The organism is Brevundimonas sp. P2_A6, from assembly GCF_056404975.1.
The window spans coordinates 121,892-140,661 of record NZ_JBFUCZ010000004.1 but is presented as its reverse complement, the minus strand read 5'-3'; the positions used below and the strand labels follow the sequence as shown (position 1 = coordinate 140,661).

General features: G+C 66.9%; 19 protein-coding genes. 10 read left to right on the top strand and 9 right to left on the bottom strand.

Annotated features, from left to right (window positions below; genetic code table 11):
• Positions 1–45: 45 nt before the first annotated feature.
• Both lptG and AC1DW4_RS11640 read right to left on the bottom strand, forming a co-directional pair.
• A complete protein-coding gene (gene lptG / locus AC1DW4_RS11645) occupies positions 46–1,191 on the bottom strand; it encodes an LPS export ABC transporter permease LptG (protein WP_477017429.1) in 1,146 nt (381 codons plus the stop codon).
• A complete protein-coding gene (locus AC1DW4_RS11640; RefSeq protein ID WP_477017428.1) occupies positions 1,188–2,318 on the bottom strand; it encodes an LptF/LptG family permease in 1,131 nt (376 codons plus the stop codon). Before AC1DW4_RS11640 ends, lptG begins: the two co-directional genes overlap by 4 nt.
• Positions 2,319–2,461: 143 nt before the next feature.
• On the opposite strand from AC1DW4_RS11640, the gene AC1DW4_RS11635 reads away from it, so the two are divergent.
• Genes AC1DW4_RS11635 through AC1DW4_RS11620 form a run of 4 tightly spaced genes read left to right on the top strand, consistent with a single transcriptional unit; the run spans position 2,462 to position 4,977 of the window.
• Positions 2,462–3,934 (top strand): leucyl aminopeptidase, encoded by a 1,473-nt coding sequence (locus AC1DW4_RS11635; RefSeq protein WP_477017427.1) that lies wholly within the window; start codon positions 2,462–2,464, stop codon positions 3,932–3,934.
• A 4-nt stretch (positions 3,935–3,938) separates the two neighbouring features.
• Complete coding sequence (locus AC1DW4_RS11630; RefSeq protein WP_477017426.1) at positions 3,939–4,400, top strand: DNA polymerase III subunit chi; 462 nt, start codon at positions 3,939–3,941, stop codon at positions 4,398–4,400.
• The gene (locus AC1DW4_RS11625) at positions 4,397–4,714 is read left to right on the top strand and encodes an I78 family peptidase inhibitor (RefSeq protein WP_477017425.1); all 318 of its coding nucleotides are present in this window, start codon (positions 4,397–4,399) and stop codon (positions 4,712–4,714) included. The genes AC1DW4_RS11630 and AC1DW4_RS11625 overlap by 4 nt, the downstream gene beginning before the upstream one ends.
• Positions 4,705–4,977 (top strand): peptidase inhibitor I78, encoded by a 273-nt coding sequence (locus AC1DW4_RS11620; protein WP_477017424.1) that lies wholly within the window; start codon positions 4,705–4,707, stop codon positions 4,975–4,977. Before AC1DW4_RS11625 ends, AC1DW4_RS11620 begins: the two co-directional genes overlap by 10 nt.
• Positions 4,978–5,020: 43 nt before the next feature.
• On the opposite strand, the gene AC1DW4_RS11615 is transcribed toward AC1DW4_RS11620, so the two are convergent.
• Positions 5,021–6,097, bottom strand: a complete 1,077-nt coding sequence (locus AC1DW4_RS11615) for an RcnB family protein (RefSeq protein WP_477017423.1) — start codon at positions 6,095–6,097, stop codon at positions 5,021–5,023.
• A gap of 157 nt (positions 6,098–6,254) precedes the next feature.
• On the opposite strand from AC1DW4_RS11615, the gene AC1DW4_RS11610 reads away from it, so the two are divergent.
• The gene (locus AC1DW4_RS11610) at positions 6,255–6,998 is read left to right on the top strand and encodes a glutathione S-transferase family protein (RefSeq protein WP_477017422.1); all 744 of its coding nucleotides are present in this window, start codon (positions 6,255–6,257) and stop codon (positions 6,996–6,998) included.
• Between the two features lie 213 nt (positions 6,999–7,211).
• Positions 7,212–7,517, top strand: coding sequence for a sel1 repeat family protein (locus tag AC1DW4_RS11605; protein ID WP_477017421.1), 306 nt, complete (start codon positions 7,212–7,214; stop codon positions 7,515–7,517).
• A 360-nt stretch (positions 7,518–7,877) separates the two neighbouring features.
• Here the strand turns inward: AC1DW4_RS11605 and AC1DW4_RS11600 are convergent, their stop codons facing one another.
• Entirely contained in the window at positions 7,878–8,603 is a 726-nt protein-coding gene (locus AC1DW4_RS11600) for a polysaccharide biosynthesis/export family protein (protein ID WP_477017420.1), read from the bottom strand.
• A 93-nt stretch (positions 8,604–8,696) separates the two neighbouring features.
• Here AC1DW4_RS11600 and AC1DW4_RS11595 point away from each other — a divergent pair, with 93 nt between their 5' ends.
• Both AC1DW4_RS11595 and AC1DW4_RS11590 read left to right on the top strand, forming a co-directional pair.
• Positions 8,697–10,157 (top strand): GumC family protein, encoded by a 1,461-nt coding sequence (locus tag AC1DW4_RS11595; RefSeq protein ID WP_477017419.1) that lies wholly within the window; start codon positions 8,697–8,699, stop codon positions 10,155–10,157.
• 37 nt (positions 10,158–10,194) lie between these two features.
• A complete protein-coding gene (locus AC1DW4_RS11590) occupies positions 10,195–10,896 on the top strand; it encodes a P-loop NTPase family protein (protein WP_477017418.1) in 702 nt (233 codons plus the stop codon).
• Here AC1DW4_RS11590 and AC1DW4_RS11585 read toward each other — a convergent pair.
• Entirely contained in the window at positions 10,893–12,677 is a 1,785-nt protein-coding gene (locus tag AC1DW4_RS11585; protein ID WP_477017417.1) for an acyl-CoA dehydrogenase, read from the bottom strand. The two genes, AC1DW4_RS11590 and AC1DW4_RS11585, sit on opposite strands and share 4 nt — an antisense overlap.
• Before the next feature lie 139 nt (positions 12,678–12,816).
• On the opposite strand from AC1DW4_RS11585, the gene AC1DW4_RS11580 reads away from it, so the two are divergent.
• Both AC1DW4_RS11580 and AC1DW4_RS11575 read left to right on the top strand, forming a co-directional pair.
• Positions 12,817–13,368, top strand: a complete 552-nt coding sequence (locus AC1DW4_RS11580) for a cytochrome b (RefSeq protein WP_477017416.1) — start codon at positions 12,817–12,819, stop codon at positions 13,366–13,368.
• Entirely contained in the window at positions 13,365–14,282 is a 918-nt protein-coding gene (locus AC1DW4_RS11575) for an L-threonylcarbamoyladenylate synthase (RefSeq protein ID WP_477017415.1), read from the top strand. Before AC1DW4_RS11580 ends, AC1DW4_RS11575 begins: the two co-directional genes overlap by 4 nt.
• A gap of 183 nt (positions 14,283–14,465) precedes the next feature.
• Here AC1DW4_RS11575 and AC1DW4_RS11570 read toward each other — a convergent pair whose 3' ends face one another.
• The 4 genes from AC1DW4_RS11570 to AC1DW4_RS11555 all read right to left on the bottom strand — a co-directional run bounded on the left by AC1DW4_RS11570 (position 14,466) and on the right by AC1DW4_RS11555 (position 18,741).
• Complete coding sequence (locus tag AC1DW4_RS11570; protein WP_477017414.1) at positions 14,466–15,512, bottom strand: patatin-like phospholipase family protein; 1,047 nt, start codon at positions 15,510–15,512, stop codon at positions 14,466–14,468.
• A 19-nt stretch (positions 15,513–15,531) separates the two neighbouring features.
• Positions 15,532–16,380 carry a 3-hydroxybutyrate dehydrogenase gene (locus AC1DW4_RS11565; protein ID WP_477017413.1) on the bottom strand — a complete coding sequence of 283 codons (849 nt, stop codon included), beginning with the start codon at positions 16,378–16,380 and terminating at the stop codon, positions 15,532–15,534.
• Positions 16,381–16,489: 109 nt separating this feature from the next.
• A complete protein-coding gene (gene yaaA / locus AC1DW4_RS11560; protein ID WP_477017412.1) occupies positions 16,490–17,254 on the bottom strand; it encodes a peroxide stress protein YaaA in 765 nt (254 codons plus the stop codon).
• A 71-nt stretch (positions 17,255–17,325) separates the two neighbouring features.
• On the bottom strand, positions 17,326–18,741 hold the full coding sequence (locus AC1DW4_RS11555) for an FAD-binding oxidoreductase (RefSeq protein ID WP_477017411.1): 1,416 nt from the start codon (positions 18,739–18,741) through the stop codon (positions 17,326–17,328).
• Between the last annotated feature and the right edge of the window lie 29 nt (positions 18,742–18,770).

Sequence of the window (18,770 nt, the reverse complement as noted above, 5' to 3'; positions counted from 1 at the left end):
CGATCCGAACCACGTCCTCTTGAGGCCCCCGCCTTGGAGGCTCGCTTAGCCGTCTTCGGTATAGAACAGCAAGGTGAAGGCCGCGAGCGCCGTCAGGATGGCGGGCAGCCAGGCGGCGATGAAAGGCGGCACCACCTCCGCCGAGCCCATGGCCGCCGAGAACTGGTTCAGGAAGAAGAAGGCGAAGCCCAGCACCACCGCCGCCACAGCCATGCGCGCGAGGTCGCCAAGCCGCATGAGCCTGAGTGAGAAGGCCGCCGCCAGGATGGTCATGGCCGCGAAGGCCAAGGGCGTGGACAGCAACTGCTGCAGGCGCAGGCGATAGGCGGTCGATGAGAATCCCGCCGCCTCGATCCGCTGGATCTGCCCGGGCAGCGACCAGAAGGGGGTCGATTGCGGCCGGGCGAAGCGCTCGAACGCCTCGTCGTCGGCCAGGCTGGAGGGCAGGTCCAGTGTCGAATAGCGCGTCGCGCGCTGACCCGTCTGTGCCCCCACCGCATCGACCAGTCGCCACCGCCCGGCGCTCAGGCTGGCGGACCTGGCGTCGATCCGCTCGGTGAAGGCGCGGCGGCCGGCCGGGTCCGTCGCGTAGATGAAAAAGGTCACGTCCAGCAGTTGTGCCCGCGCCCGATCCTGGCGCGCCGCGCGGATGACCATCTGTCGCTGGCCTTCGCCCTCGCGCAGCCAGATCGCTTCCTGTTTGCCACCGCCTACGGAGCCGGAAATGCGAGCCCGCTCGCGCTGGAACATGCCGTCGCCCGACGCCGCGAGCGGACCGATGACAGTCACCGTCAGGATCCCGGCGACCAGCGCAGCGCCCGCAGCGGGCAGCACGAACCGCCACGCCGATACGCCCGCCGCGCGCATCGCGATCAGTTCGCTTCGGCGGTTCAGTCCGACGAAGGCCGCCAGAGTGCCGAACAGGAAGACGAACGGCAGAAGCTGCACGATCACGGCGGGCGACTTGATCAACATCAGTCCCAGAATCCGCACCCCCGACAGATCTGTGTCGGACCCCAGGCCGCGCGAAATCTCGACGAAGTCGATCAGCATGACCAGGGCGCTGATCACCCCCAGCGCCACGGCCAGCGACTTGCCCAGCTGGAGCAGGATGTAGCGCTCGATCCGGCCCAGCCGCAGCGCGCTGAGGACGTGGGCCGGGGCCGCGCCGATGTTTCCCAGCGCGCTCATGCCGGTCGCACCCTCAATCGAGCCAGCGTCATGCGCGAGGCTTTGCGCGGCTTCAGCGCCCTGAACAGAAGCCGGAGCGCGACGGCCGTCGCCGCGATCGGCAACAGATACTGCAACACGTTGAGCCATCCGTTCCAGGCACTGGCGGCGACGACGGCATAACCCACGACCCGCACCAGCAGGAAGGAGGCCGAGGCCTTTGCGATGCGAGCGCTGTATCCGGTCCGGCTGAAGGCCCCGCCCAGAATCGCCGTCAGGGCCATGGCCATGGCTGTGAGGGCATAGAGCGGGGACGACAGACGTGAATTGGCCTCTGCCAGCAGTTCACCTCGCGATCCGGTGTCGCGAACCAGTTCGGCCGTGGGGTTGAACAGCTGGCGCATCCACAGATCTGCGGGCTTGTAGCGGATGTGCTGATCGTCCGTGACATACTGGCCCAGCGGGAAGACATAGCCGTCGAAAACCAGCTGCTGCAGCACGCCGGCAGAGCTGTACTGCTGCCAGGAGCCCTGTTTCATGGTCAGGACCGGCTGCCCATCGACCCGGCCGAAGCGAGCCTCGGCCGCATCCCAGGTCGTCACCTCGTCGCCGTTCTGGATGTAGATGAAAAGGTTCTTCAACAGCCCGTTCTGCTCGATCTGCTGGACATAGACGGTCAGGCCGTTCGGCCCCTGGACGAACCGCCCCTCCTCGACCAGCAGGGCGGCCAAGTCTGTCCGGATGGCGAAGGCCTGCTCGCGTGCGGTCCTCTGGGCCCAGGGTTGGACCACGACGTTGGTCAGCAACATGACCGCCGCGACACCGATGGCCAGCAGCGCTCCGGGCGCGATCATCTGCCAGCGCGTCATGCCGCTGGCATAGGCGGCGGTCAGCTCTTGTTCGCGCTGCAGCCGCGTCAGGGCGATCAGCCCCCCCACGAACAGGCCGATCGGCAGAATCACGCTGAACAGCTGCGGCACCGCCAGCAGGGTCAGCTTGGCCATCACCCAGACGCTCTGCCCACGTTCGACGATGACCTCCAGCTGATCCAGGCTCTGGCTCAATATCCCGATGCCGGCCAGCGAGGCGCACGCTGCCAGCACGGGCAGGGCGATCTGGCGGAACAGATATTTCTGAATCAGGGTCATGCGGGCGATGAAATCACCCGGTTGCGGGCGCGGGCGGAGCGGTCCATCTAATACACATCCGGCTGCGTCCCCGACAATGGTCGACGCGACCACCTTCACAGTATCAACGACCGGGAGCGAATCCCGGCTGGAGTCTCGAGTTCATGAATATCGCCTTCGTCGCCGAAGCCGGCGTCTCGCAAGCTCTCGCCATCCTGGTCCACGATGGCCGGGCCTTCGCCGGATCGGGCACCGACCACGACGCCGCCGCATCGGGCAGCCTGGCCAGGGCCGTGTCCAACAGCCGGTTCACCGGCGGCGGCTCCAGCTCCCTCATCGTCGCCGCGCCGCAGGGCATCAAGGCCGACACGGTGGTCCTGGTCGGGGCCGGCGATGCCGCCAAGTTCGACGACCTGGCGATCGAGACCGCGGCAGGAACCGCCTATCATGCGGTCAAGCTGTCGGGTGCCGAGACGCTGACAATCGATGTGGCCCACCTATCGGCAGAGCAGGCCGCCCGCGCCGCCTTCGCGGTAAAGCTGGCCGCCTACCGGTTCGACAAATACCGGACCAAGGAAAAGCCGGACAAGATTCCCTCGATCAAGACGGTCAACATCGTCACCTCAGACGTCGCAGCCGCTCAGGCCGCATTCGAGCCTCTGAGCGCAGTGGCCGATGCGATCTACTTCTCGCGCGATCTGGTCGCAGAGCCGGCCAACGTCCTGTATCCGGCAGAGTTCGCCCGCCGCGTGAAGGCGCTGGAACGCCTGGGCCTGAAGGTCGAGATTCTGGGCGAGAAGGAGATGGAAGCCCTGGGCATGCACGTCCTGCTGGGCGTCGGTCAGGGGTCGGTGCGCGAAAGCCAGCTGGCGGTCATCCAGTGGAACGGCGGCACCCCCGGCGACCAGCCGATCGCCTTCGTCGGCAAGGGCGTCTGTTTCGACACCGGCGGCATCTCCATCAAGCCCGCCGCCAATATGGAAGACATGATCTGGGACATGGGCGGGGCCGCTGCCGTCGCCGGCCTGATGCATGCGCTGGCGGGTCGCAAGGCCAGGGTCAATGCCGTCGGCGTGCTGGGTCTTGTCGAGAATATGCCCGACGGAAACGCCCAGCGTCCCGGCGATATCCTGACATCCATGTCCGGCCAGACGGTCGAGATCATCAACACCGACGCCGAGGGTCGCCTCGTCCTCGCCGACGCGCTCTGGTACACGCAGGATCGCTTCAAGCCGAAGTTCATGATCGATCTGGCGACCCTGACCGGGGCCATGATCATCGCTCTGGGCCTCGACTACGCCGGCGTCTTTTCCAACGCGGACGATCTCGCCGACGCCATCCTGGCCGCCGGGCCCAAGGTCAACGAGAACGTCTGGCGCCTGCCCATGCCGCCCCAATACGATAAGATCATGGACAGCGTGAACGCGGACGTGAAGAACTCGGCCGGTCGCGACGGGGGTTCGATCACCGCCGCCCTGTTCCTGCAGCGCTTCACCAACGGCGTGCCGTGGGCCCACATCGACATCGCGCCGGTGGCCTGGGCTTCGAAATCGACGCGGGCGACCGTGCCGGACGGCCCGGTGGGCTGGGGCGTGCGGCTGCTGGACCGCATGGTGGCCGACACCTACGAGGGCTGAATTCTTGGCCGACGGTTCGGGCGAGATCTGGTTTTACCACCTGGAGCGATCCACTCTGGATCAGGTCCTGCCCGAACTGCTGGACAAGACGCTGCAACGGGGCTGGCGCGCGCGTGTGCGGGTCGCCGATGCCAATCGTCTTGCGGATATCGACGAACGACTGTGGTCGTGGCGCGAGGACAGTTTTCTCGCCCATGGTCTGTCGGATCAGCCGCATGCGGAGCGGCAGCCGATCCTGCTGACCACTGGAACCGAGAACCCCAATGCGTCTCAGGCGCTGTTCATTGTCGATGGGTCGGACATGACCGTCACCGAGGAGTTCGAGCGATGCTTCATCATTTTCGACGGCCGGGACGAGACGGCGCTGCACGGCGCGCGGGAACGCTGGAAGACCCTGAAGGGGCAGGGAGCCAATCTGGCCTACTGGAAACAGTCGGACGCGGGGCGCTGGGAAAAGGCGGCTTGATCGGCACGCTGCTGCTGGCGGCGTGCTCGTCTTCACCTGTAGCTGCCCCTGAGGCCCCCAGGGTGGTCGAACAGGCGCAAGCAAACCAGCCCGTTGGAACGCACATGCCGGATGGGGCCGAGGATCTCTGCAAGGCCGCTGACTTCCAGTATCTGGTGGGACGATCCAAGACAGAGATACCAGTGCCGGTCGAGGTCGTCAGCCGCCGCGTGGTCTGCACGACCTGCCCGGTGACGATGGACTTTTCGCCCTACCGACTGAACATCTTCTACAATGAACAGAGCGGTATCGTGGAGCAGGTTCGATGCGGCTGATCGCAACCCTTTTCGCGACCGCGGCTCTCGTTGGCTGCGCGGCGACACCGACGGCCCCCGCTCCGGACGACCCCAAACAGTGTGATGCGGCCGGCGCACGCTCCCTGATCGGCAGCCATGTCGGGGCTGTGGATTTCGCGGCCGGGGCCAATGTGCGGATCGTCTGCACGACCTGCGCGGCGACCGAGGACTATCGCCCAGACCGCCTGAACGTCCGCTTCGACCAGGCGACCGGCATCATCAAATCCGTCGATTGTGGCTGACGACGTTCCCGCGCCGTCGAAACGGCGCGGGGTGTTCCTCAACCTACCAGCGCCAGGCGTCGTAGATGGCGTCGATGATGTAGCCGTCGAAGCTGTCGATCAGATAGATCGTTGTATCGACCAGGACCCACTGGGTTCCCGGCGGCGGATAACCCAGGCCATAGGTCCGGTAGTCGTTCAACTGGTAGCGCCAGAAGATCGACGGCAGATAGGATCCGACATAGTAGCGCTGGCCGTAATAGCTACGGGGAACCGAGTAGTAGCCGTAGTTGGGCGAGAAGTAGAAGCCGAACCGCACGCCGCTGAAGCCCCTGAACGACCGATCGTTGCGCCACCAGTCGCTGGACCGGCCACGGTTCCAGTCGCGCCGCCAGTCATTCTGGTTCCAGCGGTTGTTGAAGCCGCCATAGTCGCGCCGACCGTTCCGATCGCTGCTCCAGTTACGGCCGCCGCCATTGCGATCTCTGTTCCAGTCCTGGCCACCACTGTTGCCGGTCCAGCCACCGTTGTTGCGGTCGCGGTTGCGATCACCGTTCCGGTCCTGGCCGTTGTTGCCGCCACTGTTCCAGCGCCCGTCATTGCCGCGGTCTCGGCCCTGGCCATTGCGATCCCGGTCGCCGCGATCGCGGTCACCCCGGTCCTGGCCGCCACTCCACGAGCCTTGGCCTTGGGCCTGACCATTCTGGCCGCGATCGCCACGGTTCCAGCCGCTTCGGCCACCGTTGTCCTGTGGCGTCGATTGCGCGGGCGCAGGCGGGGCCGCGACGGGAGGAGCGGGTTGGCTCCATCCTCCTCCACCATTGTCACCGCGCCTGCCGCCTCCCTGACCGCCGGCGCTCCATCCACTCCGGTCGCCGCCACCGCCACCGCCGCCACGATCCTGTCTCCCACGATCCTGGTTCCCGCGCTCAGAGTTTCCACGGCCCTGACCATCGCGCCCCGCGCCGCGCCCACCGCCTCGGTCCTGGGGGACGTCGGCAGACGCGCGGACGAATGCGTCCGGCCCGGATCGCTCAGTCCGTGCATCGGCCGACAGGACGTTCGGCTCATCCTGGGCGTGGGTCATGGTTGGCAGAGCCAGGACGGCGAGGGCGGCAAAGGCCGTAAGGGTCGATTTCATCTCATGGTTTCCCGCACGCCGATCCCGGCGGCTCATCGACACGTTCACGTTTTCACCATGAACGCCGTCTGAACGGAACGACGCCTTGCGAAAGCTATGCCGGGACCCAGATCAGGGGGCGCAATGATTGCGCCCGCCTGCATTCCGGAGACTTCACATGTCCGATCCGATCCAGCTCTGGTATTGGCCCACGCCCAACGGCTGGAAGATCTCCATCGCGCTGGAGGAGATGAGCCTGCCCTACGAGGTCAAGGCCGTGAACATCGGCACGGGCGAGCAGTTCACGCCGGAGTTCCAGGCCATCAGCCCCAATGGTCGCATGCCCGCCATCGTCGATCCCGATGGACCGGACGGACAGCCGCTGTCGATCTTCGAAAGTGGCGCGATCCTGCAGTACCTGGGCAACAAGTCGGGGCAGTTCTATCCGACCGATATCCGCACCCGTGCCGAGATCGACCAGTGGCTGTTCTGGCAGGTCGGCGGTCTGGGGCCTATGGCGGGCCAGACGCATCACTTCCGCCAGTACGCGCCAGCGATCATCAAGGACCAGCGCCAGATCGCCTATGGCGTGCGCCGCTACACCGACGAGACTCACCGGCTGTATGGCGTCATGGATCGTCGGCTGGTGGATCGCGAGTTTCTTGCGGGTGACTATTCCATCGCTGACATGGCGGCCTGGCCCTGGATTCTGCCGGAACATCAGGGTCAAAACATTGACGACTTCCCGAACCTGAAGGCCTGGCTGGCCCGTGTCGGTTCACGCCCGGCGGTGGTCAAGGGGCGCGCGGTCGGTGACGAGCTGCGCAGCAATCTGGCCGCCTCGGGAAAGGCGGCCGAAGAGGCGCGCAAGGTGCTTTTCGGACAGCGCTCAAGCAGCGCGTCTCCGCGAGAGGCGCGTTAGCGTAAAAAGGCCGGCGCGGACGGTGAGAGTCTGAATCAGGGATTTACAGTGTATTTCGCAGGTCTGAATGACCTGCGCAGTATTCATTTTCCCTTTACAGAAAAGACTTTGCGGCATCCGGCGCTGTTAACTTTAACTTCAAACCGGGGGTATTTGATCGTGTCTCGAAGGGCGGGTCCAGAACGGACGTCCGCCATCGCAAAGGATACGGTGATGAACGCGCAAGAAACCGCGCCGGAACTGCAAATCGAGGCCGCAGCGTTGCCTCTGCCGACCGTGGACATGGACGGCGACGCCCTGTTCCGGCTGGGCATGATGTATTCGGCCGGGTCGGGCGGTTGCCCGATGGACCGGGTCTCGGCCCACATGATCTTCAACCTGGCGGCCATGAAGGGTTCGATCGAAGCCCGCGTCTATCGCCGCGAGATGTCCGAAGAGATGGAGCGCGACGAGATCGCCGAGGCCCAGCGCGCCGCCCGCCGCTACATCGACGCCGGCGTGGTCAAGTTGGCGGCATAAGCGAAGGCGTTAACCGTTCTAATTGGCCGATTGCTATCGCGGAGGGGTGAGGCCTCGCCTCATCAACTCGGCATAAGCCACCCGCTGTTCGTCAGACATTCCGTCCCGTGCCAGCTTTTCACTTGATGCTCGTTGGGCTCTGCGTTGGGTCTGTGGGTAGGCACAAGCCAAGCGCGTGTCATATCGCGCATCGACTGTGCAGAGGCTTTCGAAGCCAGTCAGGCCGTTGAACCGATACACGATACCGTCGCCGACGACCAAAGTCCTCTGCGTCGAGCCAAAACCCCAAGCCGCTAATCCAAGCGCTGCGATAACCGCTGCGGCACCAAAAATGTCGTCGCGTTTCAAGCTCCGGGCCTCCTAAAAGCTCTGATACTGCCCGTTGATCGAGTAGTTGAAGCCGATCGGCAGGGCCGCCCGCACCTGGGTGAAGAAGTTGGCCAGTTCGCCCAGCGTCGAGCGTGGCACGAACAGGATGTCGCCACGCCGCAGGGCCACGACCTCTCCGCGGCGCGGGCGCAGATCCACCACACGCATCATCCGGATGCCGCCCGGCCCGCGCCGGATCAGCGCCACCTGTTCGGGCTTGGCGCCCGGCAGGAAGTCGCCCGCCTGCACGATCGCCTGATAGGCGTCCATGTCGCCGTTCATGTCATAGACGCCGGGGGTTCGAACCTCGCCGGCCACCCAGACCTTGACCGGTCCCGCCGTCTTCAGCGTCACCTCGACCACGGGTCGAACCAGCTGCGAGGCGTAGGCGCTGGACAGGTCGTATTCCAATTCGGCCAACGTCCGGTCCGCCGCCATGGCCTGGCCGATCAGGGGCAGGGCGATCCGTCCATCGGGTCCGACCTTGACCGTGCGGGTCAACTCGGTCGCTGTCGGCGTCGCAACCTCGATCTCGTCCCCGGGATACAGCAGATACTCCGGCTCCGCGTCGGTCCAGTCGGCGAAGGCGATGTCGGGAAAGCCCGATGTCTGCACACGGTTGGGCGGTGAACCGCTCTGCCCGCTGGCACACCCCGCCACCGACGCGGCGACCAGCGCCGCGCTCAGGGTCGAAAGAATCTGTCGCCGATCAAGCATGAAACCGACCTTCGGCGATCATGGGTAATCAGTGGTTAACGCCGCTCGTTGAAAGGTTGAACTCGTTCACGATTCCACGGATTCGCCTGTTCCATGCGTTCGACGGCCAGCACGACGACCTATGTCTCGGCCCGCCCCCGTTACGGGGTGTTCGACGTCATCGGCCTGCTGTTCCGCGAACTGGTGCTGATGATCGTGATCTTTCTGGTCGTGTTCGCCATCGGGGCCGCCGCCGTCCTGACATTGAAAAAGACCTATACCGCCGGGGCCAGCCTCTATGTCGGGGCGGGTCAGGAATATGTCTATCAGCCGCGCGTCGGCCTTGGTGATCGCCAGTCCACGCCGCCCGCGCCCGGGGAGGTCGCCCAGGCCGAAGCGAACATCATCGGCAGCCGCGAGGTGAAGCTGCGTGCCGTTCGCGCCCTGGGCCTGGGGTTCTTCCAGAAGCCCGGTAAGGTTTCCACCGACCCCGTGGCCAAGCAGGAAGGCGATGCGATCAAGGCCATCAACGACGGCCTGACCATCTCCACCACCCCGCAAAGCTCGATCATCGGCCTGGGCTTCGAGAGCGACAATGCCGACAAATCCGCCCGCATTCTGAACGCCATCGTCGATCAGTATCTGATCTATCGCCGCGAGGTGTTCCAGGACCGCTCGACCCCCGCCATCCAGTCTCAGCGCAGGGTGTTCGAGGATGAGCTGGCCGATGTGGACACGGCCTACGAGACCTTCCTGACCTCCAACGACATCGGGGATTTCGCGGCGTCCAAGGTCGCCCTGGCCGCCGTCTATCAGTCGACCCTGACCGAGAAGCTGTCGGTCGAGAACCAGCTGAACCAGGCCGCGCGCCGGTTGCAGACCCTTCAGGCCCAGCAGGCCAACACGCCGGCAGAGGTCACCCTGCAGCAGGACCTGAACGTCTCGGCCCAGGATCAGATTCTGCAGCTGCGCACCGAGCGCGAGCAACTGCTGGCTCGCTATCAGCCCGACAGCCAGCCGGTGCAGGACATCGAGGCTCGCATCGCGGGCCTTCAGGCCTATGTGGCGTCCGGCACCACCGTGGGGGCCAAGGAGGTGCGTCTGGGCCCCAACCCGGTCTGGACCGAGCTGGAGACGACCCGCATCACGACCCAGGCAGAGCGGGATTCGTTGTCGGCGCGCCTTGCCTCGGTGAACCGCCAACTGGCGGAGATCCTGGACCGTCAGGCCCGATTGACCCGGCTGGAATCCGAAAACGCCACCCTGGCCTCGAACCGCGACGTCCTGACCGCCAACATCCGCGACTTTCAGCAGCGCGAGGCCCAGAGCCGCGCCGACGCCGGCCTTGTCCGCGCCGGAGCCGACAATGTCAGGGTCATCGAGCGCGCCGCCGCCCCGACGCGCGGCACCAGCCTGAAACTGCCCTTGCTGGCACTGGTCTTCTTGTTCGCCGGGTTCACGGCGCTTTGCGTCGGTCTGCTGCGGGTGTTCATGCGCCGGGGCCTGTCGACGCCCGCCATCGTGGGCCGGACCCTGGATATGCCCGTTCTGGCCGTCGCGCCGATGAAGGCATGATAGCGTCCCCCTCGACAGTCACCGCGTAACCGATTCGATGGTCGATCTCACAAGCGAAATGGCGGGCCTCTGGGCCGCGCTGGGATCGGCCCCCGCCCACCGCGGACGGGTCATCCAGTTCGTGTGCGCCAACACGGGGGAGGGGGCCTCCACCGTCGCGCGCGAGTTCGCCCGGCTGGCGGCGGTCCGGGCGCGCAAGCCCGTCTGGCTGATCGACGCCGACCTGGCCCAGCCGGGGCAACAGGAGGCCGTCGGGGCGGAGTGGGAACGGTTCGGGCGTCTGGGGGCAGCGACCGCGTCATCCCCCGACGGCTCCAGCTTCTATGCCGTCAGCCCGCCGGTGATCGGGCGGGACCGAAAGCCCGTTTCGCCCGCCCGTCTGATGACGGCGCGCCCTTGCCTGGGTGGCCGCCTCTGGGTCACGCGCTTCCGGGCAGAAGTGCTGCGCTCAGGCCAGCGCGCCGAGCCGATCAACGATCCCCGTTACTGGGACGTGATGCGAAAACACGCCGACACCGTCGTCATCGACGCGCCCGCCGCCGACCGCAGCGACCTTTCGATCACCCTGGCCCCTTTCGTGGATGCGACGGTGCTGGTCGTCGCGGGCGACGTGTCCGGCGCGGCCGAGCCCGTCATCCTGCGTGACGAGATCGAGTCCGTGGGCGGGCGTATCGCGGGCGTGGTGGTCAACCGCTCGACCTATCGCCCGCCCGCCTTCCTTAAGCGGCTGACGGGTTAGACTCCCAGCGCCTCACGGCCCATGCGCTGCAGCAGGTCGCCGCCCTGGCCGACGGCCGCCAGTCGGCTGGAGGCGTGGCCCAGAACGTTGGCGGCATAGATTTCGTAAAGCGCGATCTTGCCCCCCAGCCAGGCCGGGTCGCCGTCGTTGGCGTTCAGCTTCGCCCTGGCCGCCAGAGCGCCCTTGGCCAGCATCCAGCCGCCGATGACGTCGCCCATAAGCTTCAGATAGGCGTCGGCGGCGGCCAGCACGTCGGCCGCCCCGGCCGGGTCGGCCTTGCGGTCCAGGATCCACAGGGTCGCGTCCTCGACCGCCTCGATCGCCGTGGCGAACCGCTCGACGGGCTTGCCGGAATACAGGCCGCCGAGGTCCTTCAGCGTCGCCTTCATTTCGGCGATGACGGCCTTGGCCGAGGACCCACCGTCCTGCGAGAGCTTCCTGCCCACCAGGTCCATGGCCTGGATGCCGTTGGTGCCTTCGTAGATCGGGGCGATGCGGGCGTCGCGATAGAACTGGGCCGCGCCGGTTTCCTCGACGAAGCCCATTCCACCGTGGATTTGCACGCCCTGCGAGGCGATATCGACCCCCGCGTCGGTCGACCAGGCCTTGGCGATCGGGGTCAGCAGGTCCTCGCGGCCCTTCCAGTGGGCGCGCAGTTCCGGCGTCGCGGCGTGGCGGGCCATGTCGGCGGCGACCCCGGTGGACAGGCAGATGGCCCGTGCCGCCTCGATCCGCGCCTTCATGACCGACAGGGTTCGGCGCACATCGGGGTGGTCGAAGATCGGCGCGCCCGCCTCTCCGGTCCAGACGGATCGCCCCTGACGGCGGTCCAGCGCATAGGCCAGGGCGTGCTGATAGGCCCGCTCGGCGATGCCGACGCCCTCCATGCCGACGCCGACCCGCGCGGCGTTCATCATGGTGAACATGTGGGCCAGGCCCTCGTTGGGCCCCCCGACCAGCTCGGCCGTCGCACCCTCGTACTGCATGACGCAGGTGGGCGAGGCGTGGATGCCCAGCTTGTGCTCGATGCCGACGGGGCGGAAGGCATTGCGGTCGCCCAGCGTGCCGTCTGGCTTCACCAGATATTTGTTGGCCAGGAACAGGCTGATCCCCTTGGGGCCGGCGGGCGCGTCGGGCAGGCGGGCCAGCACCATGTGGACGATGTTGTCCGTCGCGTCGTGGTCGCCCCAGGTGATGTAGATTTTCTGGCCCGTCAGGCTGTAGGTCCCGTCGCCATTGGGCGTGGCGGTCGAGGTCAGCGCCCCCAGGTCCGATCCGGCCTGAGGCTCCGTCAGGCACATGGCGCCCGTCCATTCTCCCGACACCATGCGCGGCAGATAGGCGGTCTTCTGGTGCTCGGTCCCGTGCGCCTCGATCGCCTCGATGGCGGCAAGCGACAGCATGGGGCACAGGCCAAAGGCCATGTTGGCGGCGTGCACGGTCTCATAGGCCGCCAGCTCCAGCGCCTTGGGCAGGGCCGCGCCTCCCGCCGAGGCGGGCGCCGCCAGACCGGTCCAGCCGCCCGCCGCGAACTGGCGATAGGCGTCGGCGAAGCCGGGGGCCGCCGTGACCGCGCCGTTGGCGTATCTCGCGCCCGCCAGGTCGCCCGGCCGGTTCAACGGGGCCAGCACCTCCTCCGAGAACGACCCCGCAGCCTCCAGAATGGCCGTCAGCACATCGCCGTCGTAGTCCGGGAACGCCCCCGTGGCGGCCAGGTCGTCGATGCCGGCGACGGCGGTCAGGCTGAAGGCCAGGTCGCGGACGGGGGCGCGATAGGTCATGGCAAATCCTCTTTCGGAGCCGTGCACCGCTCCGTTCGTCCTCTTCATGCGACGATGCCGTCGCGTCAGGCAAGTCGCGGCTTGGCGGCGGGCGTCAGGTGCGCCAAGCTGTCGCCCACGACATAACCGGGGACACCGCATGGCCGAGCCACGCAATCGCTATTCGACCGTTTCGCTGATCTTCCACTGGGGCCTGGCCCTGCTGGTGCTGACCCAGGTGTTGCTGATCACGGCGCACGAGGCGACCAAGGGACCTCAGTCCCGCGAATTCATCGTGATGCACAAGGAGGTCGGCCTGACGATCCTTGTCCTGACCCTGGCGCGAATCGTTTGGCGGCTGATGAACCCGGCCATCGCCCTGCCGGACGCCACGCCGCGCTGGCAGAAGATCGCAGCCCGGACGACGCACGTCCTGTTCTACGTCCTGCTGATCGGTCTGCCGCTCGGCGGATGGGCGGCGTCCAGCGCGGGCGGGCGCGACATCAGCTATTTCGGAATGTTCAACTGGCCCGTGCTGCCCCTGCCGCAGAGCCGCGAACTGGCCGGCACCTTCATGGACATGCACGAGCTGGGCGTGAAGTTCCTCTATGTCCTGCTGGCCCTGCACGTCCTGGCGGCGCTGAAGCATCAGTTCATCGATCGCGACAATGTGCTGCACCGGATGGTGCCCTTCATCCCGCGCCGACCGTGAGCGACACCCCGGCCGACGCCGTCGCGGCGTTACGGGCCGGGGCGCTGGTGATCCTGCCGACCGAGACGGTCTATGGGCTGGCGGCCGATGCGGGCAATGCCGACGCGGTGGCCCGCATCTTCGAGGCCAAGGGCCGGCCCCGGTTCAACCCCCTGATCGCCCATGTGGCCGATGTGGATGCCGCCGAGTCCATCGCTGTTTTCGACGACGCGGCGCGGACCCTGGCCAACGCCTTTTGGCCTGGTCCCCTGACCATCGTGGCCCCGGTCCGGCCGGGCGAGCGCGTCTGCGATCTGGCGCGGGCGGGTCTGGACAGCGTGGCGGTGCGGGTTCCGGGCCACAGGATAGCGCAGGCGGTGCTGGCGGCGTTCGGAGGCCCCGTCGTCGCGCCCTCGGCCAACCGGTCAGGCCGCCCCAGCCCGACGACCTTCGCCGACGCGGTGGAAGAGACGGGCACCTCCGCCGCCGCCGCCCTGGACGGCGGGCCGTGCGCGGTGGGGGTGGAGAGCACGGTCGTGTCTGTGCTGGACGGCCGCGTCGCCCTGCTGCGGCCCGGCGCGGTTACACGCCCCGAGATCGAGGCCCTGGTCGGCCCGCTGGCCCAGAGCGACCACGGCCACCGCTCCCCCGGCCGCCTGACCACCCACTACGCCCCCGACGCCCCCGTCCGCATCGATGCCGAGACGGCGCGGGACGGCGAGGTCCTGCTGGGCTTCGGCCCCGGCTCCGGCGACCCCCGCTGGAGCCTCAGCCCGTCCGGCGACCCCCGCGAAGCCGCCGCCAACCTGTTCCGCCTGCTGCGCGAGGCGGACCGCGAACACCCCGTGGGCATTGCCGTGGCGTCTGTGCCGATGGCTGGACTAGGCGAGGCGATCAACGACCGGCTGAGGCGGGCGGCGGGGTTTGTGGGTTAGGCAACCAAGTCCTTCCCCCATTCTTCATGGGGGAAAGCGGTCCGTCGCTGGCGCAGCCAGCCAGGACCGATGGGGGAAGTCGTGCCTTGCTTCGACTGGGGATGCAGTTTCCCCATCCGTCCTGTTCTCGCTTCGCTCGAAGACGGACGGCTTTCCCCCGCCAAGCGCGGGGGAAGGGCTCGCTCACCCAAACCGCGCTTGCAGATCGACGCTCGACCGTACGCCGACATCCCCGAAGCAGCTCTCCAGCCAGTCCTCCGCCGCGGCCCGGCCCCGCGCCTTCAGGTCGTTGAGAAAGGTCCATTCGGTGTTGAACTTGGAGCCCAGCGACAGGTCGCCCAGCCAGCTGTCGGCCTCGATCGCGTGCATCAGGATGTGGCGGTACTGATCCCGCGCGGAGGGCGTCAGGCGGCCTTGTTCAATCAGGTCCTGCACGAAGGCGACGGCGCGCAGTTCGGCCGCCAGGGGGGCGTTGAAGACGACCTCGTTCAGGCGATCGACGATCTCTCCGGCCGCGCGCGGGGCCTCGCGCCGCTCGAACGGGTTCAGGGTCATCAGCAGGATGTCGTCGGGCGTGTCCTGATAGAACAGCGGCCACAGCGGCGGATTGGCCAGATAGCCGCCGTCCCAGTAAGGCTCGCCGTCGATCGTCACCGCCTGAAACAGATGCGGCAGGCAGGCCGAGGCCAGCAGCACCTGATCGGTGATCTCGGCCGAGGCGAAGATGCGCGACCGGGCATGGCGCACGGCCGTCGCCGCCACGAACAGCTTGATGTCGGAGGCCCGCACCGCCTCGAAATCGATCGAGGCCTTCAGGACCCGGTTCAACGGGTTCAGGTTGAACGGATTGAACTCATAGGGCGACATCGCCATCGCCAGGGTCTCGGACGCCTTCCAGAACGGCGAATCCGTCAGCCAACTGGGCGACATCGCGCTGGACCAGATCGAAGAGTCTCCGAACACGTTCTTGCCGCCCGACTGGTTGGTCTCGCGCCACAGCCTGTCCAGCGCCGCCCGCCCGCCGTCCGCACCGCCGTGGGCCAGACCCGAGATCAGCGCGGCGGCGTTCATCGCCCCGGCCGACGCCGCGGTGACAGCACGGATGTCCAGCACGTCGGCCTCCAGCAGGCGGTCCAGCACGCCCCACTGGAACGCTCCGTGTGCCCCGCCGCCCTGAAGCGCCAGACAGATGGGGCGCCGCGTCGGGCTTGTGTCGCCGTCTTTCGCCATCCCGCCCCCCGGCTGTGCCCTATTGCGCGGTCCAGCCGCCGTCGATCGAGAAGCTGGCCCCGTTGGCCGAGGCCCCAAGGTCCGAGATCAGATACAGGAACATGCCGGTCAGCTGATCGGTGGTGACGAACTGCTTGGTCGGCTGGGCCTCCAGGATCACGTCGGTGATGACCTTTTCCTTGGAGATGCCGCGCGCCTTGGCCTGATCCGCGATCTGGGCCTGAACCAGCGGCGTCTCGACATAGCCGGGGCAGATGGCGTTGCAGGTGATGTTATCGCGCGCGACTTCCAGCGCCACCGTCTTGGTGAAGCCGACGACGCCGTGCTTTGCGGCAACATAGGCCGACTTGAACGGGCTGGCGACCAGACCGTGGGCCGAGGCGATATTGACGATCCGGCCGCGCCCCTGCGCCTTCATGATCGGGATGGCGGCGCGGGTGGCATAGAAGGTCGACGACAGGTTGATGGCGATGATCTGTTCCCACTTGTCGGACGGGAACTTCTCGACGGCCTCGACGTGCTGGATACCGGCGTTGTTGACCAAGATGTCGACGCGACCCAGCTGGTGCTTTCCGAAGGCGACCATGTCGGCCACCTCGTCGCCCTTCAGCATGTTGGCGGCGTGATACCGGACGCGGACGCCGCACGACGATTCCAGCTCGGCGCGGGTGCGTTCGATCTCCGACGGATCGCCCAGGCCGTTCAGCACCACGTCACCGCCGCGCGACGCCACCGCACGCGCCAGCGCCAGTCCGATGCCCGAGGTCGAGCCGGAAATAACCGCCACCTGACCGCGCAGGTCGTTGGGATCGCGATAGACGGGGCGCTCGGTCGCTTCGCCGTCCTTCTTGCCGGGCCACTGGAACATGGTGTCTCGTCCACTCTGGTTTCTTGATGCCGCCGAAAGACGGGCGGCTGTTTTCGGTTCCCTCAGCCTAGCCGTTCGCGGCTGCGAAGGCGACAGGTCGAGGCAGATTTCATGACCGGGTGAATATCCAGTCCATGTCGGTGGAGGCGGCCTTCTGGAAGCTATACCCGTCGCGGTCGAAGGCCTTCAGGTCGCTGGCCTTTTCGATCCGCTCGTCGATGGCGAACCGGGCCATGGTACCGCGCGCCTTCTTGGCGAAGAAGGAGATGATCCGGCTTTCTCCGTCCTTGTTCTCGCGAAACTGCGGGGTGACGACGGGCAGTTTCAACGCCTTGGCATCGACCGCGCCGAAATATTCCTGGCTGGCCAGGTTCACCAGCGTCGGGTCGGCCTGGTCCGTCGCATCGGCATTCAGCTGTTTCGAGATCCGGTCGCCCCAGAAGTCGTAGAGGCTGGACCCGCGGCGCGTCTTCAGCCGGGTGCCCATCTCCAGCCGATAGGGTTGGATGCGATCCAGCGGACGCAGCAAGCCATACAGGCCCGACAGAATGCGCAGATGATCCTGTGCATAGGCCAGCGCCTTGTCGTCCAGGGTCCGCGCCTCCAGCCCCTGATAAACGTCGCCGGCGAAAGCGAAGGCGGCCTGAATGCCCACATCGGTGGCGGCGGGATCAAAGGCCTGGAACCGTTCGCGGTTCAGCCGGGCCAGGTCATCGGAAATGCCCATCAGCCGGCGCAGGTCCGCCTTGGTCTGACGCTTGGCCGTGCGCGCCAGATTGGCCAGGTCGTCGGTGAAGCGCGGCTGGGTGGCCGGGACGCTCAACTCGGGTTCCGAAAAGTCCAGCCGCTTGGCCGGGGACAGCACGATCAGCAAGGGCAGGGGCTCCGTTCGTCAGCGGCGGTGTCTAGGCCGGTTCGGTGACGGAATGAAGGGCGCGGATCGCCTCAGAACAAGACGGCCGGGTTCATGATCCGCTTCGGATCGATGGCGGCCCGGATCGCCTGCATGGTCGCGATCTCCAGTGGCGACTTGTAGCGTCGGGCCTCGTCGGTCTTCAGGCGACCCAGGCCGTGCTCGGCGCTGATCGACCCCTCGTAGCGGGCGACGATGTCGTGGACGACTTCAGATCCCGCCTCCCATCGGCCGAGGAAGGCTTGCAGGTCCGCACCCGGCGGACACAGGACGTCATAGTGCATGTTGCCGTCGCCGACGTGGCCGAAGGCGCTGACCCGCGCGCCCGGCTCGAACCGTTCGACGGCGGCCGTGGCCTCGTCCAGGAAGTCGGCGATGCGGCTGACGGGCACGGAGACGTCGTGCTTCCACCCTCCACCCTCGGGCTTCTGGGCGGCCGACTGTTCCTCGCGCAGCTTCCAGAAATCACGGGCCTGGGCCTCGTTCTGGGCTATGGCGGCGTCGGTGATCAGTTCGGCCTCGAAGGCGGCGGACAGGATGCGCTCCATCCCCGCCTCGGCTGCGCCCGGCTCGCCAGAGGTCAGCTCGATCAGGGCATACCAGGGCTGGACGCTGTCCAGCGGCTCGCGGACGCCCGGGATGTGCTTCAGGGCGAAATCCACCCCGACCCGCTTCATCAGCTCGAACGCCTCGACCCCGCCGCCGGTCTCGGACTTGGCGCGAGCCAGGAGCTGGATGGCGGCATGCGGATCGTCGAGGCCGACGACCGCTGTGGCCCGGCTGCGCATGATGGGGAACAGCTTCAGCGTCGCGGCCGTGACGACACCGAGCGTGCCCTCGGCACCGATCAGCAGCTGCTTCAGGTCATAGCCGGTGTTGTCCTTCCGTAGGCGTTTCAACCCGTTGAACACCTGACCGTCGGGCATGACCGCCTCGATGCCCAGCACCAGGTCGCGCATGACGCCATAGCGAATCACGGCCGTGCCGCCCGCATTGGTCGAGATCACGCCCCCGATCGTCGCTGTGCCCTCGGCCGCGAGGCTGAGCGGGAAGAAACGGTCCGCCTTGGTCGCCAACTGCTGGGCCTCCAACAGGGTGACGCCCGCCTCGACCGTCATGGCGTCGTCAAGCGGGGTCACGTCGCGGACGGCTCGCAGCCGGCGGGTGGACAGCAAAACCTCGCCATAGGGAATCTGACCGCCGACCAGGCCGGTGTCGCCGCCCTGGGGCACGATGGCGACACCGTATCGCGCGCATATGACGACGCTCTGCGCGACCTCGTCGGTCGTGGCCGGCTTCAACATCATGGGCGTGTTGCCGTTCCACCGATTGCGCCATTCAGTCAGCCAGGGCGCGATCTCGGACGCATCCTCTGTCCACCCGGCCGGGCCGAGGGCGGCCTTCAAGGCGGCGACGGCGTCTGCGGGGAGAAGGGGGCTCGCGCTCATACCGTCTTGTCTCAAAGCGTGGCCGCATG

What these genes read in the sequence shown, in the direction of transcription:
- lptG (WP_477017429.1), bottom strand. Translation starts at nt 1,191, where the DNA reads ATGAGCGCGCTGGGAAACATCGGCGCGGCCCCGGCCCACGTCCTCAGC.
- AC1DW4_RS11640 (WP_477017428.1), bottom strand. Translation starts at nt 2,318, where the DNA reads ATGACCCTGATTCAGAAATATCTGTTCCGCCAGATCGCCCTGCCCGTG.
- AC1DW4_RS11635 (WP_477017427.1), top strand. Translation starts at nt 2,462, where the DNA reads ATGAATATCGCCTTCGTCGCCGAAGCCGGCGTCTCGCAAGCTCTCGCC.
- AC1DW4_RS11620 (WP_477017424.1), top strand. Translation starts at nt 4,705, where the DNA reads ATGCGGCTGATCGCAACCCTTTTCGCGACCGCGGCTCTCGTTGGCTGC.
- AC1DW4_RS11615 (WP_477017423.1), bottom strand. Translation starts at nt 6,097, where the DNA reads ATGAAATCGACCCTTACGGCCTTTGCCGCCCTCGCCGTCCTGGCTCTG.
- AC1DW4_RS11610 (WP_477017422.1), top strand. Translation starts at nt 6,255, where the DNA reads ATGTCCGATCCGATCCAGCTCTGGTATTGGCCCACGCCCAACGGCTGG.
- AC1DW4_RS11605 (WP_477017421.1), top strand. Translation starts at nt 7,212, where the DNA reads ATGAACGCGCAAGAAACCGCGCCGGAACTGCAAATCGAGGCCGCAGCG.
- AC1DW4_RS11600 (WP_477017420.1), bottom strand. Translation starts at nt 8,603, where the DNA reads ATGCTTGATCGGCGACAGATTCTTTCGACCCTGAGCGCGGCGCTGGTC.
- AC1DW4_RS11595 (WP_477017419.1), top strand. Translation starts at nt 8,697, where the DNA reads ATGCGTTCGACGGCCAGCACGACGACCTATGTCTCGGCCCGCCCCCGT.
- AC1DW4_RS11590 (WP_477017418.1), top strand. Translation starts at nt 10,195, where the DNA reads ATGGTCGATCTCACAAGCGAAATGGCGGGCCTCTGGGCCGCGCTGGGA.
- AC1DW4_RS11585 (WP_477017417.1), bottom strand. Translation starts at nt 12,677, where the DNA reads ATGACCTATCGCGCCCCCGTCCGCGACCTGGCCTTCAGCCTGACCGCC.
- AC1DW4_RS11580 (WP_477017416.1), top strand. Translation starts at nt 12,817, where the DNA reads ATGGCCGAGCCACGCAATCGCTATTCGACCGTTTCGCTGATCTTCCAC.
- AC1DW4_RS11570 (WP_477017414.1), bottom strand. Translation starts at nt 15,512, where the DNA reads ATGGCGAAAGACGGCGACACAAGCCCGACGCGGCGCCCCATCTGTCTG.
- AC1DW4_RS11565 (WP_477017413.1), bottom strand. Translation starts at nt 16,380, where the DNA reads ATGTTCCAGTGGCCCGGCAAGAAGGACGGCGAAGCGACCGAGCGCCCC.
- AC1DW4_RS11555 (WP_477017411.1), bottom strand. Translation starts at nt 18,741, where the DNA reads ATGAGCGCGAGCCCCCTTCTCCCCGCAGACGCCGTCGCCGCCTTGAAG.